The following is a 14,622-nucleotide window of genomic DNA, read 5'->3' on the forward strand; positions in this document are numbered from 1 at the left end:
GTTCCCTGTTTGTCTAATCGGTTGACGAAAACAGGAAACCTGTGGAGTTAATACTCAAATTGAAACCCGACGAACGTCGGGCATGATTCAACTAAGCGATCTTTTTAATCTGCGCGAGTTTGTCTTTCAAAACAGTGTTCTCATGCTTCAAGGCATTTACCTCTGAAGATAATTGATTCACTTTGCGTTTCAAAAACTCAGCTTCTTGATTCACACCTGCAGAAGGTGCGCCATCTGATTCACCAACGATATTTGGCTTTGCATCTTTTTTTGCTGCATCAGTCAGCGGAGCAGATCCAATATTGAATGACGTTGTATTCAGTATTTCTTCGATATTTTCTGGAATATGAAGTTCCGGATCCACTTTCTCAAGGCGAATGATCCCCTGACCAATAAAACCACGCACCTCAGTCAGCATTTTAGAGACACAAGTTCCCTTTTCTGCAGGAGTTGGAGCGGCCTCGGCCATCAAATCGGTGATCTTTCTTTTCGAGATCGGAGGCAAGCAGCTAAGCAAGTTATCAACTTGCTCCTGCGGATTGCCATGAAGAGCATATGCCAATGTAGTCGGCTGCACGCGAGAGAAGATCTCGACCAAGTACTGGCCTTCCCAACTATAAACTCTGGCGATAGTCAGAATTCTTTTGCGAAGTGCTTCTTCCCAAACTGGATTCTCACCTGCAATTAGAGTTAGAAATTGCTCTCTTTTAGCTGTTGGTGATGTTTCCAACAACTGTAGCAATTGATAAAAGCCGCCCTTTTTTTTGTATCTGTCTAGCATTCCCATATTTGTTATATCGGATACCACTTTCAAGACTAAAGGATTAAGACCACGTAATTTGGTCTAGGCTCATACATTTTTAGGATCTTGAAAGCGTCCTCACCTTCCGCAACCCCTCTATTGTCTAAAACATTTTCGCTAAATTAAACTTTTATTCGCCAGCGTCTCATGACAGTTCAATTTCCCACACAAAACGTTTCAAAATGAAAAAGGCAAAGCTTGTTGAGCTTTGCCTTTAAAATATTTTTTAATTTTAGGTTCAGATCACCGTTCGTCTACAATCCGCACTTGTAAGACAAGGTGACTGAAGTGCCTGAAGCAAGAGTCTGGCTTAGAGTCAGGATATTTCCTGATACAGAATGAGCCACATTTGTTCCACCTACTTTTGCCGTCAAGTCTTCAGGATTTGAACAGTTCAACAGGATGTCTTTGATCTTGGATTGAATAGAGGTTTGGATCGTCCCCAACTGACCTGTGTAATCAGCAGAGCAGATATCCGCAGCAACACCCCATGGACGGCTGACATTCGTGAATGAAAGGTAAGCTGAACCAATAGAGCCTGGGAATAAGCCTTTTGTATCCTGGTTTGGATTATCACCCAATACCTGCGCATTTTGTTGAGCAAGGCAGCTTGTATCCTTCACAACGATCGCGTGAATGGAGAGTGAGCTGTACTTGATATCGCCCAGATATGATTGAACGGATCTTGGCAATGAAGCCGGTTGATCCAAGCTTGCCAAAGGATATGAGCCATCGGAGTACTTGCCGCTTCTTTCATCCTCGTCAGACAAAAAGATAATCGACAAGTGAGCATCGGAACGAATGAAGCTGCTTGGATTCTTCTGAACCACCATATTCGCAGCGTAAATACCGCGCTCATCACCCGATGGGCAATTTGCATTGTAAGCATTTACATATGCTTGAGTGTTGATGGAACCAAATCCGTTGTTTCTTAGATAGTTCGCTACAAAGTTTTCGCAGTTTTTTGTTTCAGTTCTTTGAATAGCGGCATTGAACAAGGACAATCTGTTGGCATTGGTTGGAGTTACATATTTGGAGCCATCACCAAACGAAACCAACTGACCACTCATAGAGTGGGCACCACCACTGATATCAGTCGTGGTAATCGCAATACGATAATCAACTTTTGCAGAATCCAGATTTTGAATGAAGTTAGCAAAACGCGGAGCCAGTCTCTTTTGCTCGAAAGACATTGAGGCTGAGTTGTCGTTCACAATCAGGATGTCGACTTTTCCAGAGCCCGCAGTGACTTGATAGGTGTAAGCCAATTTATTGTTTTGAACGACGCAATCCGTGTCGGCATTACATACAGCGCTACTCACTCCGAACTTAACCGGGGAGCATCCCACGTAGAATCCAGCAACAAATGCTAGCGCTGTTAATTTAGTAAGTGTTTTCATAGGCACACCTCTCTCACCTGGATATATCCAATCTCAGTGCCAGAATTGCCAATCACCACTAAATATCTGAAATTATGCGCTATTTAAGATTTCACCAGATTCCACCCGCAGCATCCAGAGCGTCAATATCTTTGACAGAAGCCCCATTAGGGCGCCCTTTCATGTGCAATTTCAGCAATTTAGCGTTTCGAAGGAGCCTAGCCCGAAGGAGCGATTTTCGGCTCCTTGCCAAAAGGACTTTGAGCCCATCCAATTTCTTTCCAATAATATAGAGGCAGTTCCCAATATCGAAGGAATCCCTGGCGAAGGAAGCATTATGATCTACAAACTGATTGGCACCCTAGTGATACTTGCAGCCGGCGTTCTGGCTTTTTTAATCGTTCAAGACAACCCCAGTGCAAACTTCATCAAAGTAGGATCCAAATCCCAAGAGGCCTGCATCCAACTCACTCCCGCACAGCAGTTAGTAAAGTTGATTAATGACGATATTGACGGTCTAAAGCGCACCAACCAATTGCCCAAAGAGTGGAACTCCATCGCAACTATAGAATACCTGGTAAGATCTGATCTTGCACGCACCCTACTAGGCAGCGAAAAACTCTCTCTTCAAAGAGTGAAAGAAGGAAACTACTATTTAGAAGTCGAAGTTCTGGATCTCCCTGACGAAAAAGATCCCGGAATCATCCTGCAAATGAGCCTGAAGGAAATTAAGAGCAAGAATAAGATCTATGAAATTGGTCGAACGTACTTAATGAGCACGCTCAACAGACAAACAATTCCAGCAGAAAATCCAAAGCAGCAGCAACAGCAAGCTACGCCATCACCAACGGCAAACACAGCACCTGCTCAGCCTCAAACCCCGACTCCGACACCAACAGCTACTGAGAAAAAATAGCGTCAAATGCCTACTGCAGATCACTCAAAAACTGCAGTCATCACCAAATAAACTAATTGTTGTTTTTAAAAAAACATAAAAAAACCCGATCTGTTTCCAGACCGGGTTTCAAGTAAAAAAGAGCTGGCGTCGTGCTACTCTCCCACATGGTCGCCCATGCAATACCATCGCCGCAAGAGGACTTAACTTCTGAGTTCGGAATGGGATCAGGTGTGGCCCCTCTGCTATAAACACCAGCAAAGCGTTTATTAAAACAAAGATGAAGTACGTTTATACTTCGTCGTTCTTCTTTGCAACTTACTTCCAATACAAATGGAGAAGTTACTTTCTATTTCAGACAACTGAATGATTGATTTAATTGATTTTTAGCGAGTCGTTGTTAGTTCCAAGTTTTAACTCTCTTACTTATTCAGAGAGCTAGTCTCTCGTTCTCATTTAAGAGAAGTCACTGAGACGAAATCTTCGTAACTTAAAGTTAGAAGAATATTTTTTAAAAAAGCCTCACGACCTATTAGTACGGATCAGCTGAATACATTACTGTACTTACACCTTCCGCCTATCAACCTCGTAGTCTCCGAGGAGTCTTTAGGGGGCCGAAGCCCCAGTGAAATCTTATCTTGTAGTCTGCTTCCCGCTTAGATGCTTTCAGCGGTTATCAGTTCCGAACATAGCTACCCTGCATTGCTCTTGGCAGAACAACAGGAACACCAGAGGTTCGTCCATCCCGGTCCTCTCGTACTAAGGACAGGTCTACTCAAATTTCATGCGCCCACAGAAGATAAGGACCAAACTGTCTCACGACGTTCTGAACCCAGCTCGCGTACCACTTTAATTAGCGAACAGCTAAACCCTTGGGACCTGCTCCAGCCCCAGGATGTGATGAGCCGACATCGAGGTGCCAAACTCCATCGTCGATATGGACTCTTGGATGGAATAAGCCTGTTATCCCCGGAGTACCTTTTATCCGTTGAGCGATGGCCCTTCCACGCGGGACCACCGGATCACTTTGGCCTGCTTTCGCACCTGCTCGACTTGTAGGTCTCGCAGTCAAGCCCCCTTATGCCAATGCACTCGACGCCTGGTTTCCAATCAGGCTGAGGGGACCATCGCGCGCCTCCGTTACTTTTTGGGAGGCGACCGCCCCAGTCAAACTGCCCACCAGACAGTGTCCCTCTGCTCGTAAAGAGCAGCAGGTTAGATTTCAAAGGTGCCAAGGGTGGTATTTCAAGGTTGACTCCACAAGGGCTAGCGCCCCTGCTTCAAAGTCTCCCACCTATCCTACACATGCCAACTCTAAAATCACTGCCAAGCTACAGTAAAGGTTCACGGGGTCTTTCCGTCTTTCTGCGGGTACTCGGCATTTTCACCGAGAATTCAATTTCGCGAGGCATTTGGTCGAGACACCGGAGAAGTCGTTACGCCATTCGTGCAGGTCGGAACTTACCCGACAAGGAATTTCGCTACCTTAGGACCGTTATAGTTACGGCCGCCGTTTACTGGGGCTTCGATTCTCAGCTTCGCTTGCGCTAACTAATCCTCTTAACCTTCCAGCACCGGGCAGGCGTCAGTATGTATACTTCGTCTTGAGACTTTGCACATACCTGTGTTTTTGATAAACAGTCGCTACTCCCATTTCTCTGCGACCCGAAAAAGCTTGGGGAGTAAATCCTTACACTCTCGCGGGCACACCTTTTCCCGAAGTTACGGTGTTAAGTTGCCGAGTTCCTTGACCAAAATTCACCCCATCGCCTTAGGATATTCACCCCACTCACCTGAGTCGGTTTACGGTACGAGCTAACAAATCTAAATTTACGAAACTTTTCTTGGATACATGGCTTTTCTCACTTCCGAATCAAAGATTCTCGCATTCACGCCTCAGTGTTATGTGCCGCGGATTTGCCTACGACACCACCTACACGCTTACACCTCAATCCAATAAGAGGCTGAGATAGCCTATACCGTCATTCCTTAAACACAATTTGCTAGGTAACGGAATATTAACCGTTTTGCCATCGATTACGCCACTTGGCCTCATCTTAGGACTCGACTAACCCTGGGAAGATTATCTTTACCCAGGAATCCTTGAGTTTTCGGCGCCCGGGTTTTTCACCCGAGTTCAACGCTACTTATGTCAGCATGATCACTTCTAGTTCGTCCAGCTGTCCTACCGGTCAACCTTCATCCTACGCTAGAACGCTCCCCTACCACTAAAATATAAAATATCTTAATCCAAAGCTTCGGTAACACGCTTAGCCCCGTTGTATCTTCCGCGCAGAGTCACTAGACTAGTGAGCTATTACGCTTTCTTTAAAGGATTGCTGCTTCTAAGCCAACCTCCTAGTTGTCAAAGTAACTCCACAACGTTCTCCACTGAGCGTGCATTTAGGGACCTTAGCTGTTGGTCTGGGCTCTTTCCCTCTCGACGCATGACCTTATCACCCTGCGTCTGCCTGCTGAGGAACATATCTGTGGCATTCGGAGTTTATTTGGGTTTGGTAATCCGGTAAAGACCCCTAGCCCATTCAGTGCTCTACCTCCACGATACTTTTTACTCAACGCTATACCTAAATATATTTCGGGGAGAACCAGCTATCACCCAGTTTGATTGGCCTTTCACCCCTAATCACAGATCATCAAAAGAGTTTTCAACCTCAACTTGTTCGGTCCTCCACGAGGTGTTACCCTCGCTTCAACCTGTCCATGATTAGATCACCGGGTTTCGGGTCTATGCCTGCAAACTAAACGCCCTATTCAGACTCGCTTTCGCTACGACTACACCTTCAACGGCTTAATCTCGCTTGCAAACATAACTCGCTGACTCATTATGCAAAAGGTACGCTATCACCCACGTAAGGGGCTCTAACTGCTTGTAAGCTTACGGTTTCAGTTTCTATTTCACTCCCCTCTCGGGGTTCTTTTCACCTTTCCCTCACGGTACTTGTTCACTATCGGTCACTAAGGAATATTTAGCCTTATGAGGTGGTCCTCACAGATTCCCACAAAATTTCACGTGTTTTGTGGTACTCGGGATGCCGCTAGAGCCATTGAGCATTTCGAACACGGGGCTATCACCCTATCTTGCCAGACTTTCCAGACTGTTGTTCTATACTCTCCGGTCCCACATCGCGGTCCCACGACCCCTCAATCAAATAAATGATTAAGGTTTAGGCTGTTCCCCGTTCGCTCGCCACTACTAGGGGAATCTCGGAATTGATTTCTCTTCCTGAGGGTACTGAGATGTTTCACTTCCCCTCGTTCGCTTCAGACACCTATGTATTCAGTGAATGATACCATAAAATGGTGGGTTTCCCCATTCGGAAATCTCCGGGTCAAAGTGTGTGTGCCACTACCCGAAGCTTATCGCAGCTTACCACGTCCTTCATCGCTTCTTAGTGCCAAGGCATCCACCGTAAGCCCTTTGTAGCTTTAAAAAATGGAACTAACCTCGCTAAAAATCAACTAAATCAATCTATTCAATTGTCAAAGAACGAAAATCGTTCAAGCGTAAAAATCTCTCATTCACCTCTAACAGACCAACTCAATTTGTTGAAAGTTGGTGGGCCAGGGAAGACTCGAACTTCCGACCCCACGCTTATCAAGCGTGTGCTCTAACCAACTGAGCTACTGGCCCATGTTAGATGCGATTAAGAGTTTTCACTCTTTCAAAACTAAACAGCTAGAAAAGATTTTTGGGACTCACGCTTCCTCGGGAAGAGGAGCGTTGACCTAAGATTGTGATTGCTTTTTTCAAGACAAGCTTGAAATGCCGATCACCATAATCCTTAGAAAGGAGGTGATCCAGCCGCAGGTTCCCCTACGGCTACCTTGTTACGACTTCACCCCAATCATCGACCATACCTTGGGCGCCTGCCTCCTTGCGGTTAGCGCAGCGACTTCTGGTACAACCAACTTTCATGGTGTGACGGGCGGTGTGTACAAGGCCCGGGAACGTATTCACCGCGGCATTCTGATCCGCGATTACTAGCGATTCCAACTTCATGGTCTCGAGTTGCAGAGACCAATCTGAACTTAGATAGCTTTTCTCCGATTAGCTCCATCTCGCGACTTCGCTTCAGTTTGTGACTACCATTGTAGCACGTGTGTAGCCCTAGGCATAAGGGCCATGAGGACTTGACGTCATCCCCACCTTCCTCCGGTTTAACACCGGCAGTCCATCTAGAGTGCCCAACTTAATGCTGGCAACTAAATGCAGGGGTTGCGCTCGTTGCGGGACTTAACCCAACATCTCACGACACGAGCTGACGACAGCCATGCAGCACCTGTATATCGGCTCTTGCGAGCTACGGCGTTTCCGCCAATATTCCAATATATGTCAAGCCTAGGTAAGGTTCTTCGCGTTGCATCGAATTAAACCACATGCTCCACCGCTTGTGCGGGCCCCCGTCAATTTCTTTGAGTTTTAATCTTGCGACCGTACTCCCCAGGCGGGATACTTAACGCGTTAGCTTCGTCACTGAAGGGGTCAATACCTCCAACAACAAGTATCCATCGTTTATAGCGTGGACTACCAGGGTATCTAATCCTGTTTGATCCCCACGCTTTCGGGTCTGAGTGTCAGTGTGTAGCCAGATAGCCGCCTTCGCCACCGGTATTCCTCTTGATATCTACGTATTTTACCACTACACCAAGAATTCTACTATCCTCTCTACCACTCAAGCTACGCAGTATCAGATGCACTTCTAGGGTTGAGCCCTAGGCTTTCACACCTGACTTACATAGCCACCTACACCCGCTTTACGCCCAATAATTCCGAACAACGCTAGGATCCCTCGTCTTACCGCGGCTGCTGGCACGAAGTTAGCCGATCCTTTCTTGCAGGGTACATTCATTTTTTTATTCCCCTGCGACAGAGCTTTACGACCCGAAGGCCTTCATCACTCACGCGGCGTCGCTGCATCAGAGTTTCCTCCATTGTGCAATATTCCCTACTGCTGCCTCCCGTAGGAGTCTGGACCGTGTCTCAGTTCCAGTGTGACTGATCATCCTCTCAGACCAGTTAAAGATCGTCGCCTTGGTGAGCCATTACCTCACCAACTAGCTAATCTTACGCGGACTCATCTTAGAGCGAAAAACCTTTGACCCCTTGAACCGCAGTTCTTGTGGTCTTATGCGGTATTAGCGAATCTTTCGATTCGTTATCCCCCACTCTAAGGCAGATTATCCACGCGTTACTCACCCGTGCGCCACTAGTACTCACCCGAAAGCTTTCCCCGTTCGACTTGCATGTATTAGGCACGCCGCCAGCGTTTGTTCTGAGCCAGAATCAAACTCTCCAGTTTAAATTCTGAATCTTGCAAACTACTAGCTTTCGCTTGTTGTTTGTTCGAATATTTTTTTTGAAATTGTGTTGAACAATTGCTTGTTCAACTAAGAGCCCAAAAATCTATTTCTTCTAGCTATTCAGTTTTCAAAGAGCGAAACTTAAAATTCACTGCTTTTCAGCAGCGCGAGGAACAGATATTACTCTGTATTTTGTCCTCGTCAATCACTTTTTTATTTTTTCATCATTTCGACGAAAGTCCTAAAAAAGGAAGTTTGGTGGAGGTAACAGGGATCGAACCTGCGGCCTTCTGAATGCAAATCAGACGCTCTCCCAGCTGAGCTATACCCCCTCAAAGTGGGACTGGTTTTCGCCCAGACCCCGAAAAAGGTCAATAGCTTTTTTTCGAATTTTTAATGAGTAGCAGAATTCTGCCTAATAAATAAACGAGGCGGGAGCCTCGTTTTCATCAAAAATCTAATTTAAGTGTCTGTTATTACTGATTATTAGGCGCAGGCTTTTAGTTTAGACGCAAGAAGTCGGTTTAACCACCTACGTTCAGCCGCTAGATCGAAGCCGACCTTTTCGCCGCCGCTAATAATCGCCAAATAGACCTTTTTGAGGATCTCGGTCTCTGTATCGTTGCCGTTATCGGCCCCCAAAGACTCTTCAATCGCCTCAAACACACTCACCAAGTCGGGAGTTGTAACCACTTTAGGGATTCTGGACATATCCAGACCCAAAGTTTCAATCGGCTTAAAACCAATCAATGTTTCAGTTAACAAGATCTTAGCGCCATTCTTGAAGTTTACCTGCAAGAAAGCCTTACCTTCAGAGTCTGCTCTATGCAGGACTTCATTGATATCCTGGGAGCTAAACGTAAATAATTTTCCATCCAGATCCTGGCGCAACTGCACTCTGCCAGTATCATTCATTTTCGCGCGAAGCCCTTTTGAGGAATCGACAAAATTCAAGATGTGATCAAGTTCCGCGTGTGTCGACTTTGATTTAGAATTGCTCAAAATACCCTCCCCTAACTGGGCCTTTCCTTACCATAAAGGTATCGACATCCTAAGAAGGGACTTAACGTCGAATAATTCAATTATTTAGAAACCAGTCTCTTATCCTGTAGCAATTTGATTTTTCCCTCGGGAAGGTGTTTCAAGGCGAGTCAATCGCGGTGTGACTTGTAGTTCATGTTCCGATTTGAGATAGTAACCACGAGTTGAAAGAGGCTAATTATGATCATCACCCGCTGGCAAGCACCTTTGGTGCCGAGCAAATCACAAGTACACATGATTCTGGAAGCAGAAGGCCTGGAGCCATTTGACGAGGTCTATGCCCCTCAAACAAAAATCCCTGACCACCGCCACCCCTTTGCAGAAGTACGCATCATCGTCTCCGGCGAAATGCTATTCAACATCTCCGGCAACCAATTCGTACTACGCCCCGGCGACCGCGTAGAAATCCCTGCCAACACCAAGCACACGCACACATCCCAAGGCACCGAAGAATGCCTCTGCGTCTGCGCCCAAAGAGCAATATAGAAAATCGACAATCGAAAATAGAAGCAAGGGGACGCAAGTCCCCTTTTTCTTTTTAAAGCCCTCAAAACAAAAACACCTCGAGGCTCTTCGACTCAGACCCGGCGGGCTCGGAATGGATGCGCAAAGACCTCCGTGGGCGCACGATGCGCGCACCCGCCCCTTGGGCGGGCCACGGTGAGCCCGGATGGCGTGTCTTGGAGCAACCATTCCGAGCCTGCTGAGGCTGAGGCGAAGTGCCGAACCTAGGACTCCTTGTTTTCGGAGCGGCGCTGTTTCATCCAGGCTAGATATTCGCGAATATTCTTCTCAAACCCATGACTAGTAGGTTCGTAAAGCTTTTCGCCTTTGAGTTCCTCAGGAAGATAGCTTTGTTCTGTCCAGCCCGTCGGATAATCGTGGGGATATTTATAGTCTTTCCCATAGCCCAGATCCTTGGCCAATGCGGTTTTCGAAGAACGAAGGTGCAGCGGCACTGGCAGGGTTTTTGTGGTTTCAACCAAGGCGCGAGCCTTGTGAAGAGCCAGATAGGAAGCGTTTGATTTTGGACAGGACGCCAGATAAGTGGCCACTTGAGAAAGCGTGATGGCCCCCTCTGGCATTCCGATAGCCTCGACCGCCTGTAGACCTGCAATCGCCACTGAAATAGCGCGAGGGTCGGCGTTACTGATATCTTCAGACGCCAGTATAATCAGTCTGCGAGCGATAAAGACCGGATCTTCTCCACCCTCCAGCATTCGAGCCAGATAGTAAACTGCGGCGTCAGGATCGCTTCCACGGATGCTTTTAATGAACGCCGAAATAACATCGTAATGCATCTCGGAGTTTTTATCGTAACCGATAGGGTTTTGCTGAAGCAGCTCTCGCATGTCATTTGTCGAAAGTGGAGATTCCTCCCCGTCCTTCATGAAACTGTACAAAATCTCGAGACTGTTAATCAATCGACGGGCATCCCCATCCGAGAACTGTAGAAGGTTTTCAATAGCTTCGGGCTGCAAAACCTGAGTCAGCGGTTTAGCATACTGTTCTTCAGCACGCTTTACTATGTGCTTTAAGTTTCCCTCACTGAGGCGTTCAAAGACAACCACTCGGCAACGGCTTAATAGGGCACGATTCAATTCATAGCTGGGATTTTCAGTGGTAGCGCCCACCAATACCAGGTCGCCCTTTTCCACAAACGGCAGAAGGACGTCCTGCTGGCCTTTATTAAAGCGATGGATCTCGTCCACGAACAAAATTGTCTTTTGCTGGTACTGCAAACGACGATCTCGACCGGCTTCACCGATTTCACGCAATGCCTTCGTGCCAGCCTCGGTTGCATTGATGTTTTCAAAATGCGCCTTGAAGTGCTGGCTGAGGGCTAAAGCAAAGGTCGTTTTTCCCGTACCTGGAGGCCCCCAGATTATGAGACTTGGCAGATAGCCTTTGCGAAGCATTTGCCCCAGTTTAGACTGTACTCCAATGGTCTTTTCCTGACCGATGATCTCATCCAGGTTTTTTGGACGAAGAATTTCGGACAGAGGAGAAGTTGATAGAGATGCTGATGAGGCTGAAAATAGGTCCATGGAGGAATCTATAGATCATTTGGCCGCCGAAATCACCTAGATGAGGAGTAATTTATGAAGAAACTTGTCTATTTCGTATTATTCATCGTTTTAGCTGCTACTGCGGGCATTGCGGCAAATGGTGGATATCAAAGCAAAGCGACAACCACATTTACGGATGGCTCGATGGTGGAACTTATTGAAATAACCAGTCCTCGCGGAGTTACCAGTCAATTGGTACAAATTAAGGACGCTTCGGGAGCCGTTTGCTATTCCGTAGCAAATGTCAGCAATAGTGCTCCTGGCTTTTCATGTGTTAAATAAAAGAAAAACGGCTTCAACAATTCTGTCGAAGCCGTTTTATTAATACTGATTCAGCAACTAACTAGTACTGCGATCCGTAAGTAAAATATGTCGTCGTTGAAAAACCCTGCTGGTCATCTTCGTCATTTGGATCCACCGTATATCCATAAACTTTAATAACCCCACTGGCAGTAAAGCTTTTGATATTGATGCTGATGCCACCGCAGCGTATCGGACAATCCGTCGACCAACTGGTTGACCCGGCAGGAATTCTTGCCTCTTTATTGGCATCTGCCCACCAAGTGGAATTCAACGCCGCCAGCTCCTCGGCACCAAAGTCGCAAACAATTTCAGAACCATTTGGTGGAGTATAAATAACATTCACCAAACTTATTACGGTATCTCGCGAACTATCGGCTGATGTTATATTCAGCTTTGAAATTGAAAAATACGCTTCGTCAACATCACTGGTCGCAGTGGAGTTTGTTTCCTGTGCCGTTTTATTTGCGTAACAAGAAAAGCCTTTAGAAGGAACCGTCCATCTTACGGCAGTTGAAGTCGAGACTTCAACACTCTGTTCAGAGCCACCACACGAAGTAAGGCTGGCTATCGCGATCGAAATTAGAGTCAGACTGATCAGCTTCATATACCCCTCCTTACATTTGGTCAGAGTTGCCTGGTGTTATTGCCGGAGTTGTCACTCGCGGAGTCAGGAACACCAAAAGCTCTCTCTTCTCCTTGTTAACAGACTTCATTTTGAACAGGTTGCCTAAGTACGGAATTTCACGGAACCAAGGAACACCTGTTTCACCATCAGTGGCATCACTCGTATAGATACCCCCGATAACTGCGGTCTGACCATTTTTAACCAGTACGCGTGTATCTGCCTCACGAGCATCGGTCGAGAATGCCCCGTCACCCTCTGTCGCACCACGGGTTTGACGAGCCACTTTAACTTTCATCATAACAGATCCGTCCACCGTTACCTGAGGAGTAACATCTAAACGCAGTGCCAATGGCTTAAATTGATACGTATCCTGCTGGGAGTTGCCTGTGATCGTCGTTTGCTTGACCGGTACTTCTGTCGTCTGACTAATGTACGCTGTCTCATTGGACATTGTCAGGATGCGCGGAGAGGACAACGTCTTAACCTTCTGTTCAGTTTCAGACAATGATAATGCCGCTGAGATGCTTCCGAAAATATCCAGAGTACCAACATCCACGTTGAAGTTGAATGCACCTGTCGGAGCATTCGTCGGATTGATATTGAATCGTGGATTCATCGTCACCGGACCACGCTGAGTATTGCCCAGATTGATCGACTGACCGGAGACGTTCCAGCTGACACCGATCGAGCGCATGAAACGCTCAGAAGCTTCGACGATTTTACCTTCAATCAAGACTTGCGGCGGCTGTGTATCCAGGCTGTGGATCAACTTCGCTGCGCGGTCAATGTTTTCTGCGATATCGGTCACAACCAATGAACTTGTTCGTGGGTCGCCTACGACTTTACCACGCTCGCCCAAGAAGTCTTTGAGCTTCTTTTCAAGGTCATCGACTTTTGCGTAACTGATAGAGAACATACGAACTTTTAATGGCTCCAGATTTTTACGAGCCAAAGCCAGTTTGTTCGCATCGTCTTCCTCGGAGCGCAAATCAACCAAAGGAGCGATTCTTAGTACGTTGCCTTGGCGTGTATATCCAAGTTTACGTGCTCTCATAAGTACTACCAAAGCCTGATCCCAAGGCACCTGGCGCAGTTTCAAACTGACGCTACCACGAACCTCTTCAGCAATGACCATGTTCACGCCGCTTTCCTCTGTGATCAGATTCAAAGCATCGCGAATATCCATGTTGCTGGTTTCGATGGAGATTTTTTTACCGTAAAACTGCGTATTACCCGTCAGGAATTCTGTCAGGTTTTGATTTGGCAGAATTTTAGTTTCAGATCCGGCAGCTTGACCTTCCATCTCTCCCGCCGAAGAATCAGCAGCAACGTTAGTGGCCGCTGTACCTGCTGCAACGATCAGAAGAGAGTTCCCTTCGTTCTGTACTGCGGGTTCAGAGACACCTTCACGCAATTGAATCACAAAGCGTGCTGTTGTGGATCCTGGGTTTTGATAAGCATCAATTGCGCCCACCGCACCACGAATGTCCTTGGTATTCAACGAACGCTTCAGACGATCCGGAAGAATGGCATTTTCAACTTCGACTATATATTGGTGCAAATCAGGATTTGTACGAGTCGTAAAGTTTAAAGGACGATTTGCCTGAACTACAACTGTCCCGCCATTTTCATTGGATTTAAATTGCAGGTCCGTGATGGTCGCAGGTTTTGCCTGATTATCCGCAACTGGTGATGCAACTGGTTCCTGAGAAATTTCCGGCTCTGGTGCTGGAACAGCTGGCTGCTCTGGCATATCCGCGATCTCTGGTTCTGCTGGAGGAGCCATTTCCTCGATAGGTGGCATCTCCACCGGACCTGCATCCGCTTGCGCAGGAGCTTGTTCCGCTGGGGCCGCTGCCGGCGCATCACCTTCAGCCATATTGAATTCGTCTTCAAGATTTCCACCCTGAGCCTGCTCTGACGGCTGAGCTGGTGCGCTGTCGTTTTCGAAATCAGCAAATTCGTCTGTGGAGCCTGAGTCCGCCGGAGCAGCAGCTCCCGGGTCAGCTTCAGCGACAGGTTCATCGGAAATATCATCCAGGCTTAACTCCGCGTTTGCAGAGGAATCAAGGCCATCATCCAATAGCAGATCGTCCTGTGGTGGGCGGCTTGCACACGAGGTAAGAGATGCAATCAATGCAGAGACGATCATTAGTCTAATGAATCCGTTCATTAGTACCTCCCTT

The 14,622-nt window shown here is 47.0% G+C and carries 9 protein-coding genes, 2 tRNA genes and 3 rRNA genes; 3 read left to right on the plus strand and 11 right to left on the minus strand.

Features of this window, described 5'->3' with window-relative positions; all coding sequences use genetic code 11:
• Positions 1–91: 91 nt before the first annotated feature.
• Together ACLVWR_RS02755 and ACLVWR_RS02760 are read right to left on the minus strand one after the other, a co-directional pair.
• Positions 92–787 (minus strand): FliG C-terminal domain-containing protein, encoded by a 696-nt coding sequence (locus tag ACLVWR_RS02755; protein ID WP_413582425.1) that lies wholly within the window; start codon positions 785–787, stop codon positions 92–94.
• Positions 788–1,056: 269 nt separating this feature from the next.
• Complete coding sequence (locus ACLVWR_RS02760) at positions 1,057–2,202, minus strand: hypothetical protein (RefSeq protein WP_413582426.1); 1,146 nt, start codon at positions 2,200–2,202, stop codon at positions 1,057–1,059.
• Between the two features lie 316 nt (positions 2,203–2,518).
• Between ACLVWR_RS02760 and ACLVWR_RS02765 the strand changes: the two genes are divergently transcribed.
• Positions 2,519–3,097, plus strand: a complete 579-nt coding sequence (locus tag ACLVWR_RS02765; protein WP_413582427.1) for a hypothetical protein — start codon at positions 2,519–2,521, stop codon at positions 3,095–3,097.
• Positions 3,098–3,218: 121 nt separating this feature from the next.
• Here ACLVWR_RS02765 and rrf read toward each other — a convergent pair.
• The 6 genes from rrf to ACLVWR_RS02795 all read right to left on the minus strand — a co-directional run bounded on the left by rrf (position 3,219) and on the right by ACLVWR_RS02795 (position 9,400).
• A 5S ribosomal RNA gene (gene rrf, locus ACLVWR_RS02770) occupies positions 3,219–3,335 on the minus strand.
• Between the two features lie 252 nt (positions 3,336–3,587).
• Positions 3,588–6,528, minus strand: a 23S ribosomal RNA gene (locus ACLVWR_RS02775).
• A 123-nt stretch (positions 6,529–6,651) separates the two neighbouring features.
• Positions 6,652–6,728: transfer RNA gene (locus ACLVWR_RS02780), tRNA-Ile, on the minus strand.
• Positions 6,729–6,883: 155 nt separating this feature from the next.
• Positions 6,884–8,397, minus strand: a 16S ribosomal RNA gene (locus ACLVWR_RS02785).
• Together the 16S, 23S and 5S rRNA genes with 2 tRNA genes alongside form the textbook arrangement of a ribosomal RNA operon.
• Before the next feature lie 257 nt (positions 8,398–8,654).
• Positions 8,655–8,730: transfer RNA gene (locus ACLVWR_RS02790), tRNA-Ala, on the minus strand.
• A 154-nt stretch (positions 8,731–8,884) separates the two neighbouring features.
• On the minus strand, positions 8,885–9,400 hold the full coding sequence (locus ACLVWR_RS02795) for a hypothetical protein (RefSeq protein ID WP_340596253.1): 516 nt from the start codon (positions 9,398–9,400) through the stop codon (positions 8,885–8,887).
• Positions 9,401–9,619: 219 nt separating this feature from the next.
• Between ACLVWR_RS02795 and ACLVWR_RS02800 the strand changes: the two genes are divergently transcribed.
• Entirely contained in the window at positions 9,620–9,925 is a 306-nt protein-coding gene (locus tag ACLVWR_RS02800; protein WP_413582428.1) for a cupin domain-containing protein, read from the plus strand.
• Between the two features lie 242 nt (positions 9,926–10,167).
• On the opposite strand, the gene ACLVWR_RS02805 is transcribed toward ACLVWR_RS02800, so the two are convergent.
• The gene (locus ACLVWR_RS02805) at positions 10,168–11,487 is read right to left on the minus strand and encodes a replication-associated recombination protein A (protein ID WP_413582429.1); all 1,320 of its coding nucleotides are present in this window, start codon (positions 11,485–11,487) and stop codon (positions 10,168–10,170) included.
• Positions 11,488–11,541: 54 nt separating this feature from the next.
• Between ACLVWR_RS02805 and ACLVWR_RS02810 the strand changes: the two genes are divergently transcribed.
• On the plus strand, positions 11,542–11,790 hold the full coding sequence (locus tag ACLVWR_RS02810) for a hypothetical protein (RefSeq protein WP_413582430.1): 249 nt from the start codon (positions 11,542–11,544) through the stop codon (positions 11,788–11,790).
• Positions 11,791–11,851: 61 nt separating this feature from the next.
• On the opposite strand, the gene ACLVWR_RS02815 is transcribed toward ACLVWR_RS02810, so the two are convergent.
• Positions 11,852–12,415, minus strand: coding sequence for a hypothetical protein (locus tag ACLVWR_RS02815; protein WP_413582431.1), 564 nt, complete (start codon positions 12,413–12,415; stop codon positions 11,852–11,854).
• A gap of 10 nt (positions 12,416–12,425) precedes the next feature.
• Positions 12,426–14,609: a type IV pilus secretin PilQ gene (pilQ, locus tag ACLVWR_RS02820; RefSeq protein ID WP_413582432.1), complete on the minus strand. Its 2,184-nt coding sequence runs from the start codon at positions 14,607–14,609 to the stop codon at positions 12,426–12,428.
• Positions 14,610–14,622: the final 13 nt, after the last annotated feature.

The sequence above is a fragment of the Bdellovibrio sp. HCB288 genome (assembly GCF_047305935.1).
Classification (GTDB): domain Bacteria; phylum Bdellovibrionota; class Bdellovibrionia; order Bdellovibrionales; family Bdellovibrionaceae; genus Bdellovibrio.

Coding starts and splice junctions, on each gene's coding strand:
- ACLVWR_RS02755 (WP_413582425.1), bottom strand. CDS start 787: ATGGGAATGCTAGACAGATACAAAAAAAAGGGCGGCTTTTATCAATTG.
- ACLVWR_RS02760 (WP_413582426.1), bottom strand. CDS start 2,202: ATGAAAACACTTACTAAATTAACAGCGCTAGCATTTGTTGCTGGATTC.
- ACLVWR_RS02765 (WP_413582427.1), top strand. CDS start 2,519: ATGATCTACAAACTGATTGGCACCCTAGTGATACTTGCAGCCGGCGTT.
- ACLVWR_RS02800 (WP_413582428.1), top strand. CDS start 9,620: ATGATCATCACCCGCTGGCAAGCACCTTTGGTGCCGAGCAAATCACAA.
- ACLVWR_RS02805 (WP_413582429.1), bottom strand. CDS start 11,487: ATGGACCTATTTTCAGCCTCATCAGCATCTCTATCAACTTCTCCTCTG.
- ACLVWR_RS02810 (WP_413582430.1), top strand. CDS start 11,542: ATGAAGAAACTTGTCTATTTCGTATTATTCATCGTTTTAGCTGCTACT.
- ACLVWR_RS02815 (WP_413582431.1), bottom strand. CDS start 12,415: ATGAAGCTGATCAGTCTGACTCTAATTTCGATCGCGATAGCCAGCCTT.
- pilQ (WP_413582432.1), bottom strand. CDS start 14,609: ATGAACGGATTCATTAGACTAATGATCGTCTCTGCATTGATTGCATCT.